This is a genomic window from Bacillus licheniformis DSM 13 = ATCC 14580, from assembly GCF_000011645.1.
Classification (GTDB): Bacteria; Bacillota; Bacilli; order Bacillales; family Bacillaceae; genus Bacillus; species Bacillus licheniformis.
This window is the reverse complement of the sequence record NC_006270.3, coordinates 575913-594276: the sequence shown is the minus strand read 5'-3', so window position 1 is coordinate 594276 and position 18364 is coordinate 575913. Positions and strand designations below refer to the sequence as shown.

Genomic DNA, 18364 nt, shown 5'->3' with positions numbered 1-18364 from the left:
TGGATTTCTTTCACTAGCGGATATAGCGGTCGCCGATCAGCAGGTTCGAAATCGCCTTAGTCGGAATTTCAAACTCCACCGCGCCCATATAGCCGGGAGCGACTTCATAATCATCAAACGAAATCACCAGTTTATGATTCTCTGTAATGTAAAAATTTTGGTCGGCCTTGATTCGTTTGAATGGCTCGACTTCTTCGTCACCGATCCAATATATTTTATCAGGATCATCTTTCATTTGCTGTTTCATTTGCTCTTTAATGTTTTCGCTGATGGCGGTGATATACCGGTCGTCTTTAAACAAGCTTTTCAAGGTGAGCAGGACTTCATTCTTTTTGTCAATGGTGATATAGCGCCGTTCGGTATAGCTGGACGCTTCCGTTCTTTCGACGCTTCGCCGAATCGAAATCAAATCTTTCGTATCCGTGACTGTCTCATAATCGCTGTAGATGCTGAGATGCCCTTTTTTATTCCGGGACGTCTCCTTCATGAATTCCCGGTAAAGCTGATGGCTTTCCTTTACATATTTCTCGTTGATGCCATTTTCGAGCTCCCGGTTATTCAAGCCGGAAAGAGCCGGTGTTTTCACGTCAATGCTCGATTCTCCATCTTTCTGTTTGATCTCGGTGAATGTGATGGCTTTAACGACCTTGCCGATGACAGGTATCTGCGACATGGCCTGCGCTGCTCCGGGATTGATATTCACGACGGCAGCCAATAGTACAGCCGCCGCGACCAGCGTTGATGCGGGCCATACCACTATCCTTCTCTTCTTCTTCGGTTTATGCTGAAGCGCAGTCTCGACAACCTGATCCAGCTCCTTCGGAATGGGGACGTTTTGATATGCTTTTCTCAGCTGTTCCAATTTCTTATCCATTAAGAAAGATCCTCCTTCGTCAATTGGATGCGCATAAGCTTCAATCCTCTGTAAAGGCGCGTTTTGATCGTATTCAAGTTTTCGCCTGTGATTTCCGCTATCTCTTCCAGTTTGAGATCCTCGAAAAACCGCAGAACAATAATGGTATGGTAGGGTTGCGGCAACTCATCAAGCGCCTCATGGAGATCTGTATCCCGGTAGGTATCTTCCTTGCCCTGGCTTAAAAACTCGATCGTTTGATCATCCATAACCTTTAGTTTTTTCTGTTTGCGCAAAAAATCGATTGCCGTCCGCACCAAAATTTTATAAAACCAGCTTTTGATCGTATCCGGATTGCGAACGGAATCGACGGAATCGAGCGCTTTTTTGATTGATTCCTGGACAATATCTAAGGCGTCTTCTTGATTTTTCACATAGCTGTATGCCAGCCGGTAAAAGTCTTCTTTCCGGTCTGTTATGCAAGCGACAAGAGACGCTCTGGCTGCTTGTTTCTTCATTGCAATAAAGAACTCCTTTTTCGAATATACGTATATACGGCTGTTACATTAGGATAGACGCGGGAGTGCGAAAAATAGTTTGCGGAAAGACGTGTTTTTTTTAAAGAAAACATCACTTCATTTATTCTACCCTGAAAAATACCGGAAAGGGAGGCGAAGGAAATTGAGTCGCCAGAATGCCGGTTTGCGCAAATCAATGATGAGAAACAAAAAAAGAGCAAACCATATATAAAGGTTTGCTCCGTAGCCCTTGCTCCCTTTTAGCGGATAGAGAAAAAAAACACCGATATAAACCTCGCGAGAAACTGATTTTGTATATTGAAATAATCCGAATCGAAATTCTAAAAAATATCCTCAAACAATGCGGCAAACAAACCAAAAAAACAAGCGAACAAAAACTTGAGAATAAATAAAACTGCAACGGCGATCCATGAAGCCCGTTTCGAAGCTCCACCCGCTTTCTGAAGACCTTCAGCCGCTAACACAAGCGCCCAAACCATAAAGATATCAAACACGCCCAATATGCTTTTATAAGGCTCGACGGCCGAAAAAACATCGTGCAAAGATGTAAACGAAGTCCCTTCCGGCACATTCGCAAAACGATAAACTGTATTGTTTATCACGTCGCCAATGATTTTGGCAAAGCCTACAAAAGACGCCAACGAAAACATCGTCACAAAGTTTGTTTTTCCGCCCCCTATTGTCGCGATCAGCCATAATATTAAAGCTGATACAAACAAATAGATCCCCGTCTTTAAAAACTCCCATAAAAATATGATCATTCCAAAGTAGGTATACGTATCGGGAAAATCTTTTGAAATATAAAGATAAGCAGATAAAACCGATAAAACGAATACAATAAACATCGGCAGAGCAACCGCCGGCCGCCTTTTCATTCTTTCAAACTGCAATGCCGGGTTCGTGATCAAGCCGATTAATGAAGGCATCGGCTCTTTTGTTTCAATTCTGTCATCCATGCTTCTATTCCTCCATATACGGTATCCTTCAAAGTTTACATGACTGACCTTAAACCCAGCTTAAACTTACATAAAAATAAGAGATCAAGAGAAAAATGGTTCCTGCCGCAACAGTTATAGCCCTGTACTTGTTTGTAAGAGCTAAAAAAACAGAATGCCAAGGGCTCAAATACCCTTGGCACAGCGAATTATCTATACCTTATCGAATCCAGCTGTATGCAAAATGTCCACCGCTTTTCTGCGTGTAAAATGAATGACGAACTCAGCTGCCGCCACGTTCAGTGCAATCGCCCCGTAAACGCCTATCGTGTAGCTGATATCGTATGGCAAACCGAATCCGCTTCGGCACACAAACGTGATGAAATGAATAAACAGATTGGTAAAACAGAATAGATAGCTGCGAATCATCCAATTCCGATGCTTTGTAAACTGATTTCGCCGTGCTTTGATGACGGAAATAACAGTGGCCGCCGGCCAATACATGTTCACCATGTTAAAGGCTATGCTGACGGCTCTACCTCCCGTAGAATGGGGTGCCATATAGCCTGATGATAGCGTAACTACCATCACCGAGACGACGTAAATAAAGCCGTTAAGCCGGTGGATTTTGCGGCTTTTGGCCAACAAGCCGCTGGAGAAGTTGACAGCTCCCGAAACCATCGCCAAACAAGCGGCAATGACATGAACATACATCACCTTTAGCCAGATCGGGAGGTGAAAGGAGTCTCGGAGGTGAGATTTATGGCTCAGAAAGGACGTTGATTGCGGATCAAGAATTAAATTTTCAAACAATGTATACAGAACATACACCGCGATTAGGATCAGCATTGCCGAAAAAACCGATTGACTGCGTTTAAATTTATTTTTGTTCAGCTTTTGTCCCTCCTAAAACATCATGCTCTCTCAGGTGCTTATATTGTATCACGAAAGCGGACGAGCGCAGCAGCTTGGCGTTTTAGGACCTCTCAATGACAAAACCATTAAAAACAAGCCGTGTACTGTTTCTTCCCTTTGTTCGGATCTGAGTTTTCCTGGGAAACCGGTATAACTCTGTCATCTTTTGCGGCATACTTTTGAATGATGTCTCTGCTTGAAGTGTTATCGACGATAACAGATGAACTCTATCCCACAAGCCGATATGATCAATTACTTCAAATTTTAATGTTATAATAGATTTTAAAACATGCGGGAGATCAGGCTTAAAAACAAAAAATGGAGGCATACATAAAGTGACAGAAGATGTAACTGACAACGATATACACGAACAAAAATTATCGAGAGGCCTGAAAAACAGGCATATTCAGCTCATCGCCATCGGCGGGGCGATCGGAACGGGGCTGTTTCTTGGTTCGGGGAAATCAATCCATTTTGCAGGACCGTCGATTTTATTTGCTTATCTGATTACGGGAATCATTTGTTTTTTCATTATGCGTTCTCTTGGAGAACTGCTCTTATCCAATTTGGAATACCATTCGTTTGTCGACTTTGTAAGAGACTACTTAGGCGACATGGCGGCATTTATAACGGGGTGGACATACTGGTTTTGCTGGATTTCGCTCGCAATGGCCGATTTAACCGCGGTCGGGCTTTATACCCAATACTGGCTGCCTGATGTACCGCAATGGCTGCCCGGATTGATCGCCCTGATCATTTTGCTGATCATGAACCTGGCCACCGTCAAGCTTTTTGGAGAATTGGAGTTCTGGTTCGCGTTAATCAAAGTCATTGCGATATTGGCGCTGATCGCGATCGGACTTTTCATGATCTTCAAAGGATTTTCTACCCATTCGGGCACTGCCGCCTTTCACAACCTTTGGAGCCACGGCGGCATGTTTCCTAATGGACTGCACGGATTTCTCCTTTCATTCCAGATGGTTGTCTTTGCGTTTGTAGGCATCGAACTTGTGGGGCTGACAGCGGGGGAAACGAAAGATCCCGAAAAGGTCATTCCTAAAGCGATCAACAATATCCCCGTTCGGGTTTTGCTTTTTTATATCGGTGCGCTCCTTGTAATCATGAGCATCTATCCGTGGAATGTCATCAATCCTAATGAGAGTCCGTTCGTCCAAGTCTTCGCAGCGGTCGGCATCATTGCGGCTGCAAGCATCATCAACTTTGTGGTGCTGACATCGGCGGCTTCGGCAAGCAACAGCGCAGTCTTCAGCACAAGCCGGATGATATACTCGCTCGCGAAAGAACATAATGCGCCCGGCGCTATGACCAAACTGACCTCCCGCAAAGTGCCGGGCAATGCATTGTTTTTCTCAGCGGTCGTTATTCTGATTGGCATCATGCTGAACTATATCATGCCTGAGCAAGTGTTTACGCTCATTACAAGCATCTCGACGATATGCTTCATCTTTATTTGGGGAATAACCGTCATCTGCCATTTGAAATACCGCAGAACTAGACCGGATTTAGCGAAAAGAAACAAATTCAAGATGCCGCTTTACCCGTTTTCAAATTATGTGGTTCTCGGTTTTCTTGCGTTTATCCTCATTGTGCTCGCACTGGCGCAGGACACCCGTGTTTCCTTATTTGTCACGCCGGTTTGGTTTATCATGCTGATCGCGATTTACAAGCTGAGAAAACCTAAGTCACGGCAAGTGTAGAAAAAATGCGAATCGCCTGCAGAAAGTTCTGCGGGCTTTTTGTATGGCTCTTGCTGTAAAATTAAAAAGACAACAGCCGCACATCAATTCAATGGTCAGCCGCTTAGGCAGAAAGGGGAAAACAGATGAAAATCAATCAAATTGTAGATTTGTCGGTATCGCTAAGAGGCGATATTCCGTCTGACCCGCCGGGGTTTATCCCTGAAATCGAATATGCGGATCATAAGCAAGGAGCCAAACAGATGGTCCAGAGCTTTCCCGGCCTCTCTTCGCAAGATCTTCCCGGGGGAGAAGGCTGGTCGCTGGAAAAAGTGAAAATGTCAACGCATGCCGGAACGCATATAGACGCTCCATACCATTACCGTTCTGTTACTGATGACGGCAAGCGGATGATGACGATTGACGAAGTTCCGCTTGACTGGTTTCATGGCCCCGGCGTTAAGCTGGATTTCAGACATCTGAAAGACGGGCATATCGTAACCCCTGAAGAAATCGAACAAGAACTTCACCGCATCAATCATAAACTCGCGCCCGGGGATATTGTTCTTGTGAATACGTCGGCCGGTGCCAAATACGGGCAAAGCGATTACCTGGACAGCGGCTGCGGGATGGGGCGCGAAGCAACGCTTTTTTTAACGGAACGGGGCGTGCGCCTTGTCGGAACTGACGCTTGGAGCTGGGACGCTCCATTCAGCATGACCGCCAAGCGCTTTGAACAGGAAAAAGACCCGTCGATTATTTGGGAAGGTCATTATTCAGGAAGCACCATTCCTTACTGCCAAATTGAAAAGCTCGCCAACCTGGATCAATTGCCTTCCACCGGATTTTATGTCATGGCTTTTCCCGTAAAAGTTGAAAAAGCGTCGGCCGGCTGGGCGCGTCCGGTTGCAATTCTTAGCGGTGAATGAAGCCTAGGGATCATCGCGGGGGCTCCCTTGGCATAAAAAAGTATCGTATTTAAACAGCAATGCTTTTTTATGCCTCCTCTACGGGGGAAGCTACTCTATAAAGATACCCGCTTTTCTTTATCTTTGTTATAAGTTCTGTTAAATAAATAAGTTGTTGTTAAAAGAGCAGCAATTACAATGATGAATAAAACGAAGTATCCGTAAACAGTTTGACCCGCCGGCACTACTGTAATCGTCAAGATGCCTATTAAAGCAACTTGTCCCAACAGCTTTACCGCATTAAACAACGAATTGACACGTCCCATATATGCATTATCGACATGATGGAACATATAGCTTTTTCTAAATACTCTGATCGCAGCATTTGAATGCCCCCAAAAGAGGCTTGCCACTATAAATGTCACGGCATTCGGAACGAGGAAGATCGCAATTGTTGCTAGAGCAAATACTGCCATAAACAATATAACACCTTGCATATCAGACCATTTCTTTGATATTTGATATGCGACAAAGCCCGCACCCATAGCTCCAATGGCGTAAACAATATTGGCAATGCCGATAACTGACGGACCTTCGTTTAAATAGTCGTAAATGAAAACCGGATCCAAGTAGTTTGCGACAATAATCACGATGCTTGGTATAAAAGAAGTCAATAAAAGAACAAACAAAACTTTTCGATAACATAAATATTGGAGTGAGGATCTGAAGTTTTTCCAGTAAGATTCATTTTTCATTGTATTGGAATGCTCTTCCGCTTCAGCATTTCTTTGATAAGGAAGTTGGTAGATGAGGATGGAAGCTGCTATAAATGTAGAGATGTTCATAACCAAAATAACTGCCGCATCCATCTTGCCGATCATCATGGCAGCCAGCCCCGAACTAATCATCAGCGCCGCCTGCCCCTGAACTTCAAGACTGCTGTTCACTTTACTATAGTCCTCTTTTTTGAACATTTCCTGTGTTAAAGCGGCTAAAGCAGGATACTTTATCGAATCGTAAGCTGTATGATAAAAAATCAGCATCACAACAAGGGTGATGTCCAACACGGCGGAAACATTGCATAGAACAGAAAAAACGCCCAAGACCACTATTCCTGTAATTTCCATATAGAGGAATATCGCTTTTCGAGAATATCGATCCACCAAACTCCCTAAATAGGGTGAGGCAAAAAACACTAAAATCATCGTTGCCATCGTCAATAACCCATATAAAACGGATTGTTTCAATTGATCAATCAGCAGCCAGACAATCAAATAGGAAGTGATGCCGGTACCTACGGTGGAAATCAAATTAGCGGCAAGCAACAGTTTCAACTTTCGCAATTACAAATCACCCATTTTGGTTTCCAAATGCACACGATGGAATTAGATAAAAGACAAATAGATTTTGGGGTACAGAATGGAAAAGGCTGTTTTCTTTCATTTCATCACGCTCCGTATTTAAAACTCATGATTATAAATGTGACATCCACCTGCTTTTTATTTTTTTCTTTATAATATCAATCACAACACTTGCGTAAACAAACAATAGAATGAATACAATAAACACGCAATCCCAGCCATCATGTTGAAGGTTCCCGATTTTTCATTGTTTGATTTCAACATCATGAAGAACAAACCGGAAAAGAAAAATCCGATAAACCAGCCGATTGGAATTTGGACAAAAGCTAAAATAAAACCAATAATCCCTGTCGTTTGAAAAACTTTAGGTGCAAATTCGCGCAAAAGTATTCCCGCCCTTTTTTTGTATCATAGCACATCTAATCTGCAAAATAAGGAATTCAAGTGAATCTTTCACTATTCATTTTATCCTATTAATCGAGGTTCACGAAACGAATGCAATACCAGATCCGCAAAAGCATCCACAGCAGGCAGCTGCCACTTTTTCTTTTTGATAAGCATCTGGGAATAAAGCGGGTCGAGGTATTGAGAATGAGGAAGGATTTTCAGTTTACCGCTTTCCACTTCGTCTTTCACCGTAATGTAAGGCAAAACAGAAAATCCGAGTCCGCTCATGACCGTTTGTTTTATTGCTTCGATGCTCCACAACTCCATCGTTGGAAAGTAATGAATATCGTTTTTCAAGAGATATTTTTCAAACATGGTTCGATAGCTGCAGTCTTCTTCATTCGTTATAAAAAAATGTTTTTGATATTCTTCTAAATCCTCAGGCCCTTCACTGCTGCCGACAAGGACGATCTTCTCCTCAGCCAACGTGTAGCGAATGCATTTGTCCAGCTCGATTTCGGGATAAACCATTAAAGCGACATCCACATTCCCGCTTAATAAGTCGACTTGGTTTTGTCCGCATGTACCGTTGCTCAGTTTCAATTTGACATGAGGATATTTCAACGAATACTCCCTTATTATTGGCCCCAGCCTAGAAATGGTTAAAGACTCGGGCGCAGCCACTTTCAATACCCCCTTCACTTCGTGAGCGCTCTGCAAATTCTTGATCTGATTATGGGTTGACAGCAATTCTTCGGCTAAAGGCATTAACTCCCTTCCTAACTGAGTCAGTTTTAAATTCCTTTTTTCATACGTAAATAAAGCCCCGCCGATCTCATGCTCAAGAGCCTGGATATGAGTGGTGATCGTGGATTGAGTATAGCCTAATTTCGAAGCCGCCCCCGTATAACTTCCCATTTCAACGATGGTCTGAAACGTGATTAAATGTCTGATTTCCATTCGATGTCTCCTTAACACTTGATCTATCGAAAAAATCAATAATGCATTTTGATATTTCAATTTTATTTATAGTTATCATTATCATACAATAAAAACTGCCCACTATGACATTAGCAAATGAAGGTGATTAAATGAGTATTATAGCTTTTCTTTCGTATGTGATTATGACATCCATTACGCCCGGCCCGAGCAATATTTTAATGATGAATGAAGCGCAAAGGTTCGGCTTTACAGGTTCATGGCGTTTTAGCAGCGGTATCTTGGCGGGGTTTGCAGTACTTGGGATTCTCAGCGGTGCCTTTACAATCAGCCTGTACAATTGGATTCCCGTTGTAGAGCCTTATTTTAAACTTGCCGGCGCGTGTTATTTGATTTATTTGGCTTTGCAAGTCGGCTTTACCAAAAATAAAAAACAGGATTCCACAGAAGCCCGCTCCTCTTTTATATCCGGCTTTATATTTCAGCTGATCAATATTAAAAGCATTTTGTTCTTCTTAACCGTAATGAGCGCGTTCGTTTTGCCGTTCAACCATTCCTTGAAATCGACAATCTATTATTTGGCATTAGCCATTGTTCTCGGGTGGCTGGCGCTGCTATTATGGTCGGGATTCGGCTCCGTTTTTAAAAGGGTATTTGCAAAGCACGACCGGGTATTTCGAGTCCTTATGTGCCTGCTGCTCATGTATTCTGCGGTGTCTATTTTCCGATGACTGATCATCAATTTATTGGAAATCGCTTCGAAGGACAAAAAAAACATACCAACAAGACGTGGTATGTTTTTTCTTAGGAAGGCCCTCAAAAATTTTTGCTAATGAATATTAGGTTTTCTAAAATTACTGCCCTTAACTTCAGCTACGTCATATACAGTAACAAAAGCATTTTTATCAACTTCATTAATGATTTCTTTTAATTTGGTGTCTTCTAAGCGGTTGATGACACAGGTGATTTCTTTAAATTTCTCGTGGGAAAAACCCCCGTAAGCTTCTTTATATGTAGCACTTCGGCCCAATTGATCACGAATTGTCTCAACCATTAATTCAGGTTCGCTTGTAATGATTTGAAAAGTTTTAGATCCGCTTAACCCTTCCTCGACAACATGAATGACTTTGGACGCGATGTAGTAGGCAATGACTGACAGCAATGCCCCCTGCAAGCCAAATACAGCGGAAACAAAAATAAACACAAAAAGGTTAAAGAATAGAATAAGATCGCTCGTTCCAAATGGCAATTTTCGCGATAACAAAACAGCAAGCATATCAATTCCGTCCAATGCTCCGCCATTGCGGAGCGCCAGCCCCATTCCAAATCCAAGGATGATCCCCCCGACAACAGTGACTAGCAAGGTATCCCCTTCGATTATAGCTGGAGTGTGGTGCATAAAACTTGTCCCTGCTGCAAGTGATGCGATTCCGATAATGGACAATAGCGCAAAGCTTTTCCCGATTTGCTTATATCCCAGCCAGACAAACGGTATGTTTAAAACCGCGATAAGAATCCCAAGCGGCAAATCAAACAGTTGTGAACCAACAATGCTAAGTCCTGTCACTCCGCCATCAGATACACTGTTTGGAATCAGCACTGTTTCCAATCCATATGCCGCTATGATTCCTCCGATCATGACCATTATGACTTTGAAAATCATCTTCGCTCTAAATTTCCTATGTTTTTCGATTTTATTCATGCCATTCCTCATTTCAATTTTTACGTTATATTTAAATATACCATAATAAATTTATTCTGTTAAAAAGTTCAATCACGTATCATGGTAAGCAGGCTGCCGCGAATACCGCTCTTTACTTGAATTAAGGTAACCCTTTTAGACTTGGAACATTCATGTGCCGACAAAGCTATATTGCAAGCACCCAGTTTTAGCAACACTAAAGGCCCTCTCTTAAGAAGCAACCGACACATCGTTCTGCAGTTAATCTATATTGACATTTCCAGACAAACAAAAGGATTGTTGGCAATAGAACGAAGCTTTTTGATTCTTCCCTCTCCAGTAAGAATGAAACCTTAACTTTATTGGTTTTTTAAACCCCATTCACATAACCCTTCTAAAACCGGCAATAGGGATTCCGCTTTATCCGTGAGACTGTACTCGACCTTAGGGGGAACTTGAGGGTACTCTTTCCGTTTCACCAGTCCATCCGCTTCCAATTCTTTAAGTTGTGAACTCAATGTTTTATAAGTAATAGCCCCTATTTGTCTTTTCAACTCATTGAAGCGAATTGGTTGATTTTCTGCCAGGAGGTAAATAATAACCATTTTCCATTTACCGCCGATAACAGACAATGTGTATCCAAAAGGTGTATCTTGAATATTTTTCACTTTACCTTTATATTCTGCCATACTCATTTTTACACTCTCCTTTTGGATAGTACCTGTCATTAAAGTGCGTACTATTTTTTTATTTGCGTTCATTTTATACTAACCTTACTTTGAAGTAAAGGAGACTAAAACATGGCTAAAAAAACAATTCGTCTGTTAATGCCGCAATGGCAAGGGGGAAACAATCCCAACTACTCTTTTGGAGCAGAACTGCTTGCTTGGCTGGCTCCTGAAAATGATCAGCCCCTTATTCATGTTCCGGTTCAACCTTATGATGGAACTCCGCTTGAAAACGAAAACGGGATAAACGGGAGAAAACAACTGCTGGAACAATTGGAGGCTGCTCAGCATATCATTCATGCTCATAAGCCGGATCGCATTGTCATGTTTGGCGGTGACTGCTTAGTCGAACAAGCACCATTTGCTTATTTAAACGAACGATACGGCGGGGACTTAGGTTTAATTTGGATTGACGCTCATAGCGATTTAGTTAGATATGCCGGTTATGACAACGGTCATACATTACCGCTCGGGAATCTTTTGGGAGAAGGAGATGAAGAGTTCGCAAAACATGTGAAAATTCCCCTGAAACCTGAAAATGTCTTTATTGCGGGATTAGCAGCTCCTACAGAAGAAGAAACAAAAGTGATATCAAATGAACTTCAAAGACAAGGTATAGCTCCCACAGAACCAGACACTGAAGTGATTCAAAGACTTGGGATTAGAACTGCCGGAACTAAAAAGTTAATGACCAGTACCGAACCTATAAAAGAATGGATAAAAGAAAGCAACATCAAGTATCTGGCAATACACCTTGATTTAGACGTGCTTGATCCGAAGGCGTTTCGTTCTTTATTATTCGCCAATCCTGAAGCACCTGTAAATTTTTCTCCTGAGGGAACAATGCAAATGCCGTACCTGCTTCATCTTCTGAAAGAACTCTCTTCCGAAACGGATGTGGTTGGATTAGGTATAACCGAGCATTTGCCGTGGGATTCTATTCATTTGAAGAAATTGCTTAGTGAAATCCCTATTTTAACCCAATAATTTTTTAAACGGGATGACAACAAAATAATAGAGTCGAAACTCTCCATAATAATAGAGATAGCTTTCCATCGCCTTGTCATGTTACATGATTTTTGCCCTTCACATGTTGCTCACTAGAATCAAGTGGAAGAAAGAAATACCAAGGGCTTATCAACCCTTGGTATTCCTATGATGCGGTCGAGACAACTTGAACTTCCGCGGGGTTGTCCCCCTCCCCATTAGGTCCTCGACAAAGTTTATTCGCCCTTTTCACAATAAACAACTCTACACGACATAAAAAAAGCAAATCATTCGGCCTGCCTTTTCATTTCTCGCTCTTTATGATGCTGCAAATATGACTGCTCTGATTCCGACCTTTAATTCCTATACGAAAGGGTTGAAGGTAGATTTATATCTAATTTTCCAGCCTCTTTTTCATCGCTGCTGCCAATTGCTCCGAATCTGGATCTCCTTCATTTTGCAATTGATCAATGATGTTCATGTAGTCTGTATCATTTCGGTTCTGACTTAATTTATATGCAGCCTGAATGTCTTCCACCTTAATCTTAAACCCGACAATCGCTTTCAGTTGTCTCTCCAAAAGTTGAGGAGAAAGGTTATCCCATAAAATTGGATTTTCCCGATGCTTCTCGTATTTTTCCATCATGATTGTTAATTCTTCTATTAATTCATCTCTCTCTAGAATGCTTGCTTTACCGTATATATGGACGGCTTGATAATTCCATGTTGGAACATCCTCATGCCCATACCAGGAAGAAGAAATATATGCGTGCGGCCCCTGAAACATGACAAGCACATCTTTACAGGTTTCCAAAGTTCCCACCTGCGGGTTTCCATAAGCGATATGGCCAGTGATATAGTAATCATCGCCTTTTTTATTGAGCCCTAAAGGCAAATGAGTCGCGATTGGCTTCCCTTGTTCTGTCGTAACAATCGTGCCAAAAGAGTTTTTTTGGACAAAATCCAAAATTTCATCAGCATTTTCGACTTTAAAATATTTTGGAATATACATCGTCATCCTCCTTTTAAAAAGTTATAGGATTGTTTTGGCCATGATAAAGTCCGTTTGCTCTTCATCTCCCATATAAAAAGAGTGGGCGCCGGTTTGTACAAACCCCATTTTCTTATAAAAAGCAATCGCATTTTCGTTTTTTTCCCATACGCCCAGCCAGATTTTCTTTTTATTCAGTTCCTTTGCAATTTCCACAGCTTTATTGAACAGATATTTGCCCAGGCCGTGTTTTTGAAAGTTGTTCTTGATATAAATTCTCTCGATTTCAAGTGATTCATCACCCATTTTTTCAGACTGGGCCTCATCGGTGTTGACCTTTAAATATCCAGCGATTTCGTTGTTAAAATAAACAAAAAAGAATTGCGAAGAGCTATTGGATAATTCTTTTTCTAATTGTTTTAAGTTAAATGCCTTGTCCAAGTAGGCTTTCATATTTTCTGGCGAATTCTGATGCTTAAATGTCTCATTAAATGTTTCATAACCAATTTCCTGAAGCTTGTGTAAGTCTTCAAGGGTACACCTTTTTATATTTACTGTCATTTCAATCTGCCGCTCCTTTACGTGTCAATAATTTCTCTTGTTCCCCTTTTTCACGAATTCCCAGTCCTTTTCTACATTTTTTCTTACTCTTTGAAGAAGATTGAAGATGATCTCCGCTTCCCCCTCGGAAAATCCCTCTAATGCCACACGATTCGAATGGTCATTTTCTCTTTTTATAAAAGGAAATACCTCATTTCCCTTTTCCGTCGGAAAAAGTTTTTTTATTTTTTTGTTATGTTCATCATCTCTCCGTTCAATAAAGCCCTTCATTTCAAGTTTTTTTATTGCACGGGCTGCGGTGGTCCTGTCTACTTTAATCATCTCAGCCAGCTTCTCCTGAATGATTCCCGGGTTTTCGCATATTCGGACAAGGTACAAATATTGCCCTTTTGTCAGGTCATGTTCTTTAAATTCGATATTGCTTATAGAATCCAATGCTCGGGCAATCATTCCAATTTCACGCAGAATATCCTTCATCATAAACCCCTTTCGAGCTTTTTGTTGCAAATGCAATATAATTAGCGTACATTAAATATACCGGAATATTGTTGCATTTGCAATAAAAAACAAAAAGAGGTCGAGTCAAAGTGAAATATCTTTTTTATGTAATAGGAATTTTAATCTTAACCCTTGGTATTGCTTTCACGATTCAATCAGATCTCGGCGCTTCGCCTTTTGACGCACTTTTGGTGGTACTGGCCGTACATGCGGGGCTTACTGTGGGAAGTTGGGAAGTCATCATTGCTCTGCTATTAATAGGCTGCAATTCGGTTTTAAAAAGACAAAGACCGGAAGTTTCGGGGCTGCTAACAGCGTTTATAACCGGTATCGGCATTGACATGTGGCTTTTTTTGCTGCATTTTTTTGTGACACCAGAACAATGGTACAGCAAAGCGGTTTGTTTTGGGATCGGCTTGGTTGTTACAGGATTAGGAACCGCGACATACTTATACACAAATTTTGCTTCGATGCCAATTGACCGTCTAACATTCATCATAAAAGAATTAACAGGAACCAATATATTTTTTTCGAGAACCATCATTTACCTTGTCTTCTTGACAGCGGCCGTCATGTTAAAAGGACCGATTGGCATCGGAACTTTATTAACCGTTTGTTTAGGAGGGCTGGCCCTTCATTTGTTTATGCCGTTTGCTGGAAAAGTGTTGGGTCGCTTTACAGACGCTCGTACATGACGATAAGGAATGTTTTTAATGCCGCTCCCTACTTTTTCACAGAACCTTTATTGAAAATCATCAATATGATTCCGGATGCTATTAAGCTTATAACTAATGTAGAGGTATCTAACCTAAATATATTTTTTATCCCATTAAAGAAAAATGACCATAAAATATATATCGTGATAGCACTTAGCGTAAACATTCTGAACCATCTGGGGATTGCGAGCCAAGCCTTTAAAAGTTTAGTTGAGAATTTCCCTATTTTGTTCCTCCTTATTCATACCCCCCTTCAATATATTAAAAGAAAGACAATATTGACATAATCTCAAATAAGTGCAACTTTATTTATAGAAGTATTAACCTAAGGAGCCAATAACAAATCATGAATAATGTTTCATTAATATATAAGGAATTCGGTGATCCGCTTCAAAAATTACAGCTACATGCCGGAGAAAAGCTTCCTCTTCAGCCAAATGAAATTCTTGTCAAAATGATTGCCAGTCCAATTAATCCATCAGATTTGCTTCCAATTAGAGGAGCCTATTCTCATAGAATTAAGCTGCCGGCTGTTGCAGGATATGATGGTGTGGGGATTGTCATAGATCAGGGCAAAGATGTATCACCATCATTGATTGGAAAAAGGGTCCTCCCTGTAAGAGGAGAGGGAACTTGGCAACAATATGTAACCACAAAAGCTGATTATGCTATAGAACTTCCTCCATCAATAAGTGATAACGACGCCAGTCAACTGTATATTAATCCATTAACAGCCTGGCTAATTTGTACGGAATCATTGCGTGTTCAGCCGAATGAAATTGTTTTAATGAATGGCGGAGGTACATCTATTGCAGGTTTGTTTGCGCAAATTTCCAAAATACTGGGATTCCGTTTAATTGTCATGACAAGAAACAGCCGCAAGATAGAAAAACTTCAAAAACTCGGGGCATGGAGAGCCATCGACGCTTCCAAAGGTTCTATATATGAAAAGATTTCTGATGGTTGCGACATCGGTGTTGACCATGCAATTGACTCTGTGGGAGGAGAAAGCGGCGAACTGCTGGCGAGGGCATTAAAACCTGAAGGGACGTTTGTCAGTTATGGTCTATTGTCAGGTATACCAAACGATTGGCGAAAGCTACACGATGTATACCATGTGTCACCGCAATTATTCGCCTTAAGACTTTGGAATGAGAGACATTCTGTTTCTGAATACCGCAATCGCTTCTCAGAGGTGATTAAGCTTGTTGAGAGCGGAAGAATGGTCATCAATGCCCCAGAAAAAATATATGATTTTGAAGATTTTTATGATGCCTTGAAGCATTATGAACAGCCGGGTTTGAATGGAAAAATACTGTTGAACTTTGCATGAAGGAGATGTAACCAAAAAGAAAGAATGAGAAGTAGTTGTATTCGAAAAGAAAAATAAATAATTTATATACATTCCGCATATTGTCAATCCAGTATGTTATACTGTAAACAACCTTTTAAGCTTGAAATCTTCTTTTTATTGCTTTGCACCATCTCCCTACTCGAACGTTGAGTAGGTTTTCTTATTAAGCATTATACAGAGAACATAAAAAAACAGGCTCTACATAGAGAGCCTGTTTGTATAAACGATTGAAAATTAAGCAGTTTTTTGAACGTTAGCAGCTTGAGCTCCGCGAGGACCTTGCTCAACGTCAAATGTTACTTTTTGACCTTCGTCTAATGATTTGAATCCGTCGCTTTGGATTGCAGAAAAGTGTACGAATACATCGTCTCCATTTTCACGTTCGATAAATCCAAAACCTTTTTCTGCATTAAACCATTTAACTGTACCTTGTTCCATTTTTGTTGCCTCCTAGTGCGTTACCGCACATTGTATTACTATCCTTGCCCAAAGTATCATCAAGACGAAAAGTCAATATTCATACTATCCTTTACACCGAACAAAAATAATTCTCCTTTATCATAACAGGAAACGGAAATAATTGCAATTCCTATTATTGTTTTATTCATGGCATTATTTCTTAAACGCGTGGATATCAGTGCAGAAGCGATAGGCGTCAATCATTCCGCATAAAATTTACAACATATCTTAGAGGGCTAAGAACTATGGTTTGAAAACACCGTGAAAATGAATCACGAGTGTCTTCAAACCTTTTTCTTTGCTAAAATTGATTTTCTTTAAAAAGCTCTGCTGTTTCTTGTTCATCATGTTTGTTAGTTAAACAATCAATGTTCACGGTCTAAAAAAAAACAATTCCCATAGGGAAGCAGGGAGAGAGTTTGGCCCGATAAAGAGCCGGGTATAATTTTCATAAAATTGAGCTGGAAATCAGTTTCGAGTTTCCAATAAAGAGGGCTAAGAACGATACTTATATGATGTATGACGCTTGGACTAACGTAAACTTAGAAACTCATCAGGGAAGGGGAAACTTTTAAAAATGAATGACCAAAATCTAAAGACTTTGAGAAAACTAGTTACACCTTATGAAAAGTCCGATTTACAAAAAAGCATTTACCAAATCATTAACACATTGATACCATTTTTCCTGTTATGGTGTTTAGCATATAAGAGCTTGTCGATTTCTTATTTCCTTACATTAGCGATTTCTATCGTTGCGGCAGGTTTTTTAGTGAGAACCTTCATCATCTTTCATGATTGCTGCCACTATTCCTTTTTTAAGAACAAAAAGGCGAATCGAATCCTTGGAACAATCACAGGAATTCTAACTTTGCATCCTTTTGATCATTGGGGACGCGACCATTCTATCCACCATGCGACAAGCAGCAACCTGGACAAACGAGGTACAGGCGATATTTGGTTGCTGACCGTTGAAGAATATAAGGAAGCCTCAACTAAGACAAAAATAATGTACCGTTTATACAGAAATCCGTTTGTTATGTTTATGATTGGGCCGATTTACGTCTTCGGGATTACCAATCGTTTTAATCGTAAAGGGGCAAAACGCAAAGAACGGATGAATACGTATGTAACGAACTTGGGAATCGCCGCTTTGACAGCACTTTTATGCTGGGCTATTGGCTGGCAAAACTTCCTGCTGGTTCAGGCGCCAATTTTTATGATATCGGGATCTCTCGGAATTTGGATGTTTTATATTCAGCATACGTTTGAGGATTCTTATTTTGAAGAAGATGAGCATTGGGAATATGTAAAAGCAGCAGTTGAAGGAAGCTCTTTTTATAAGCTTCCAAAAGTCATGCAATGGCTAACAGGCAATATCGGTTTCCATCATGTTCATCATTTAAGCCCGAGAGTCCCAAACTATAAGCTTGAAGAAGTGCATAACAACATTGAACCATTGCAAAACGTTCCAACCATTACACTGGCAACAAGTCTTAAGTCGTTAAAGTTCCGACTATGGGATGAAGAAAGCAAAAAATTTGTTGGTTTTAGCCACTTAAAAAAAGCTTCTAAAAGCCAAGTATCAGCGCAACTAAGAACGGATTAAATAAACTTCCCATAATCGATGATAATAGGCAGTGTATCTTGAGAATAAAAGTGCAGACTCGCACAACGGTTTTGTGCAGAGGTCAGCACTTTTTTAGTGCCAAATATACTTGCAGACTTGGACAATGCTGTACATTTTTTGCCGATTTTCCGCAAAAAAATAATACCAAAGGCAATTAAAACTTTGGTATTATTTGGTGTTAAACCGAGAGACCTGAACCTCCCACGGGGGTGGCCCTCAATAAAGTGA

General features: G+C 40.9%; 21 protein-coding genes. 8 read left to right on the top strand and 13 right to left on the bottom strand.

Translation table 11 applies throughout. The annotated features are described in order from the left end of the window. Positions 1–13: 13 nt before the first annotated feature. The 4 genes from TRNA_RS24470 to TRNA_RS24455 form a co-directional block, all read right to left on the bottom strand. Complete coding sequence (locus TRNA_RS24470) at positions 14–874, bottom strand: DUF3298 and DUF4163 domain-containing protein (protein WP_009330109.1); 861 nt, start codon at positions 872–874, stop codon at positions 14–16. Continuing rightward, on the bottom strand, positions 874–1371 hold the full coding sequence (locus TRNA_RS24465; RefSeq protein WP_003179206.1) for an RNA polymerase sigma factor: 498 nt from the start codon (positions 1369–1371) through the stop codon (positions 874–876). Before TRNA_RS24465 ends, TRNA_RS24470 begins: the two co-directional genes overlap by 1 nt. Before the next feature lie 341 nt (positions 1372–1712). Continuing rightward, positions 1713–2348, bottom strand: coding sequence for a Yip1 family protein (locus tag TRNA_RS24460; RefSeq protein WP_003179204.1), 636 nt, complete (start codon positions 2346–2348; stop codon positions 1713–1715). 192 nt (positions 2349–2540) lie between these two features. Continuing rightward, positions 2541–3176 carry a DUF2306 domain-containing protein gene (locus tag TRNA_RS24455; RefSeq protein WP_003179202.1) on the bottom strand — a complete coding sequence of 212 codons (636 nt, stop codon included), beginning with the start codon at positions 3174–3176 and terminating at the stop codon, positions 2541–2543. Positions 3177–3577: 401 nt separating this feature from the next. Between TRNA_RS24455 and TRNA_RS24450 the strand changes: the two genes are divergently transcribed. Together TRNA_RS24450 and TRNA_RS24445 are read left to right on the top strand one after the other, a co-directional pair. Beyond that, a complete protein-coding gene (locus TRNA_RS24450; RefSeq protein WP_011197581.1) occupies positions 3578–4960 on the top strand; it encodes an amino acid permease in 1383 nt (460 codons plus the stop codon). Positions 4961–5085: 125 nt separating this feature from the next. Then, positions 5086–5868, top strand: coding sequence for a cyclase family protein (locus TRNA_RS24445; protein ID WP_011197580.1), 783 nt, complete (start codon positions 5086–5088; stop codon positions 5866–5868). Between the two features lie 95 nt (positions 5869–5963). On the opposite strand, the gene TRNA_RS24440 is transcribed toward TRNA_RS24445, so the two are convergent. Next, on the bottom strand, positions 5964–7157 hold the full coding sequence (locus TRNA_RS24440) for an MFS transporter (protein ID WP_231105880.1): 1194 nt from the start codon (positions 7155–7157) through the stop codon (positions 5964–5966). On the opposite strand from TRNA_RS24440, the gene TRNA_RS43760 reads away from it, so the two are divergent. Beyond that, on the top strand, positions 7095–7364 hold the full coding sequence (locus TRNA_RS43760) for a hypothetical protein (protein ID WP_162013498.1): 270 nt from the start codon (positions 7095–7097) through the stop codon (positions 7362–7364). The two genes, TRNA_RS24440 and TRNA_RS43760, sit on opposite strands and share 63 nt — an antisense overlap. 6 nt (positions 7365–7370) lie before the next feature. Here the strand turns inward: TRNA_RS43760 and TRNA_RS24435 are convergent, their stop codons facing one another. Continuing rightward, positions 7371–7592 carry a hypothetical protein gene (locus TRNA_RS24435; protein WP_003179194.1) on the bottom strand — a complete coding sequence of 74 codons (222 nt, stop codon included), beginning with the start codon at positions 7590–7592 and terminating at the stop codon, positions 7371–7373. 81 nt (positions 7593–7673) lie between these two features. After that, positions 7674–8555 (bottom strand): LysR family transcriptional regulator, encoded by an 882-nt coding sequence (locus tag TRNA_RS24430; RefSeq protein WP_011197578.1) that lies wholly within the window; start codon positions 8553–8555, stop codon positions 7674–7676. A 131-nt stretch (positions 8556–8686) separates the two neighbouring features. On the opposite strand from TRNA_RS24430, the gene TRNA_RS24425 reads away from it, so the two are divergent. Next, the gene (locus TRNA_RS24425; protein ID WP_011197577.1) at positions 8687–9265 is read left to right on the top strand and encodes a LysE family translocator; all 579 of its coding nucleotides are present in this window, start codon (positions 8687–8689) and stop codon (positions 9263–9265) included. A gap of 98 nt (positions 9266–9363) precedes the next feature. On the opposite strand, the gene TRNA_RS24420 is transcribed toward TRNA_RS24425, so the two are convergent. Continuing rightward, on the bottom strand, positions 9364–10236 hold the full coding sequence (locus tag TRNA_RS24420; RefSeq protein WP_009330114.1) for a YitT family protein: 873 nt from the start codon (positions 10234–10236) through the stop codon (positions 9364–9366). 338 nt (positions 10237–10574) lie between these two features. Then, positions 10575–10910 (bottom strand): winged helix-turn-helix transcriptional regulator, encoded by a 336-nt coding sequence (locus tag TRNA_RS24415; protein ID WP_003179182.1) that lies wholly within the window; start codon positions 10908–10910, stop codon positions 10575–10577. A 105-nt stretch (positions 10911–11015) separates the two neighbouring features. Between TRNA_RS24415 and TRNA_RS24410 the strand changes: the two genes are divergently transcribed. Next, positions 11016–11930: an arginase family protein gene (locus tag TRNA_RS24410; RefSeq protein ID WP_009330115.1), complete on the top strand. Its 915-nt coding sequence runs from the start codon at positions 11016–11018 to the stop codon at positions 11928–11930. 394 nt (positions 11931–12324) lie between these two features. Here the strand turns inward: TRNA_RS24410 and TRNA_RS24405 are convergent, their stop codons facing one another. Genes TRNA_RS24405 through TRNA_RS24395 form a run of 3 tightly spaced genes read right to left on the bottom strand, consistent with a single transcriptional unit; the run spans position 12325 to position 13959 of the window. Continuing rightward, positions 12325–12942 (bottom strand): FMN-binding negative transcriptional regulator, encoded by a 618-nt coding sequence (locus TRNA_RS24405; RefSeq protein WP_003179177.1) that lies wholly within the window; start codon positions 12940–12942, stop codon positions 12325–12327. Positions 12943–12963: 21 nt separating this feature from the next. Next, a complete protein-coding gene (locus tag TRNA_RS24400) occupies positions 12964–13482 on the bottom strand; it encodes a GNAT family N-acetyltransferase (protein ID WP_003179175.1) in 519 nt (172 codons plus the stop codon). Positions 13483–13506: 24 nt separating this feature from the next. After that, entirely contained in the window at positions 13507–13959 is a 453-nt protein-coding gene (locus TRNA_RS24395) for a MarR family winged helix-turn-helix transcriptional regulator (RefSeq protein ID WP_003179173.1), read from the bottom strand. Between the two features lie 110 nt (positions 13960–14069). Here TRNA_RS24395 and TRNA_RS24390 point away from each other — a divergent pair, with 110 nt between their 5' ends. After that, a complete protein-coding gene (locus TRNA_RS24390) occupies positions 14070–14675 on the top strand; it encodes a YczE/YyaS/YitT family protein (RefSeq protein WP_011197576.1) in 606 nt (201 codons plus the stop codon). Between the two features lie 367 nt (positions 14676–15042). Further along, on the top strand, positions 15043–16029 hold the full coding sequence (locus TRNA_RS24380) for a zinc-dependent alcohol dehydrogenase family protein (RefSeq protein ID WP_009330118.1): 987 nt from the start codon (positions 15043–15045) through the stop codon (positions 16027–16029). Positions 16030–16284: 255 nt separating this feature from the next. Here TRNA_RS24380 and cspC read toward each other — a convergent pair whose 3' ends face one another. Further along, complete coding sequence (gene cspC / locus TRNA_RS24375; RefSeq protein WP_003179166.1) at positions 16285–16488, bottom strand: cold shock protein CspC; 204 nt, start codon at positions 16486–16488, stop codon at positions 16285–16287. 598 nt (positions 16489–17086) lie between these two features. Between cspC and TRNA_RS24370 the strand changes: the two genes are divergently transcribed. Continuing rightward, positions 17087–18115, top strand: a complete 1029-nt coding sequence (locus TRNA_RS24370) for a fatty acid desaturase (protein WP_003179161.1) — start codon at positions 17087–17089, stop codon at positions 18113–18115. Positions 18116–18364 lie beyond the last annotated feature (249 nt).

Bases quoted from the DNA above. Each gene is read 5' to 3' on its own strand.
- TRNA_RS24470 (WP_009330109.1), bottom strand. From the start codon at position 874: ATGGATAAGAAATTGGAACAGCTGAGAAAAGCATATCAAAACGTCCCC.
- TRNA_RS24465 (WP_003179206.1), bottom strand. From the start codon at position 1,371: ATGAAGAAACAAGCAGCCAGAGCGTCTCTTGTCGCTTGCATAACAGAC.
- TRNA_RS24460 (WP_003179204.1), bottom strand. From the start codon at position 2,348: ATGGATGACAGAATTGAAACAAAAGAGCCGATGCCTTCATTAATCGGC.
- TRNA_RS24455 (WP_003179202.1), bottom strand. From the start codon at position 3,176: ATGCTGATCCTAATCGCGGTGTATGTTCTGTATACATTGTTTGAAAAT.
- TRNA_RS24445 (WP_011197580.1), top strand. From the start codon at position 5,086: ATGAAAATCAATCAAATTGTAGATTTGTCGGTATCGCTAAGAGGCGAT.
- TRNA_RS24430 (WP_011197578.1), bottom strand. From the start codon at position 8,555: ATGGAAATCAGACATTTAATCACGTTTCAGACCATCGTTGAAATGGGA.
- TRNA_RS24425 (WP_011197577.1), top strand. From the start codon at position 8,687: ATGAGTATTATAGCTTTTCTTTCGTATGTGATTATGACATCCATTACG.
- TRNA_RS24420 (WP_009330114.1), bottom strand. From the start codon at position 10,236: ATGAATAAAATCGAAAAACATAGGAAATTTAGAGCGAAGATGATTTTC.
- TRNA_RS24415 (WP_003179182.1), bottom strand. From the start codon at position 10,910: ATGAGTATGGCAGAATATAAAGGTAAAGTGAAAAATATTCAAGATACA.
- TRNA_RS24410 (WP_009330115.1), top strand. From the start codon at position 11,016: ATGGCTAAAAAAACAATTCGTCTGTTAATGCCGCAATGGCAAGGGGGA.
- TRNA_RS24405 (WP_003179177.1), bottom strand. From the start codon at position 12,942: ATGTATATTCCAAAATATTTTAAAGTCGAAAATGCTGATGAAATTTTG.
- TRNA_RS24400 (WP_003179175.1), bottom strand. From the start codon at position 13,482: ATGACAGTAAATATAAAAAGGTGTACCCTTGAAGACTTACACAAGCTT.
- TRNA_RS24395 (WP_003179173.1), bottom strand. From the start codon at position 13,959: ATGAAGGATATTCTGCGTGAAATTGGAATGATTGCCCGAGCATTGGAT.
- TRNA_RS24380 (WP_009330118.1), top strand. From the start codon at position 15,043: ATGAATAATGTTTCATTAATATATAAGGAATTCGGTGATCCGCTTCAA.
- cspC (WP_003179166.1), bottom strand. From the start codon at position 16,488: ATGGAACAAGGTACAGTTAAATGGTTTAATGCAGAAAAAGGTTTTGGA.
- TRNA_RS24370 (WP_003179161.1), top strand. From the start codon at position 17,087: ATGAATGACCAAAATCTAAAGACTTTGAGAAAACTAGTTACACCTTAT.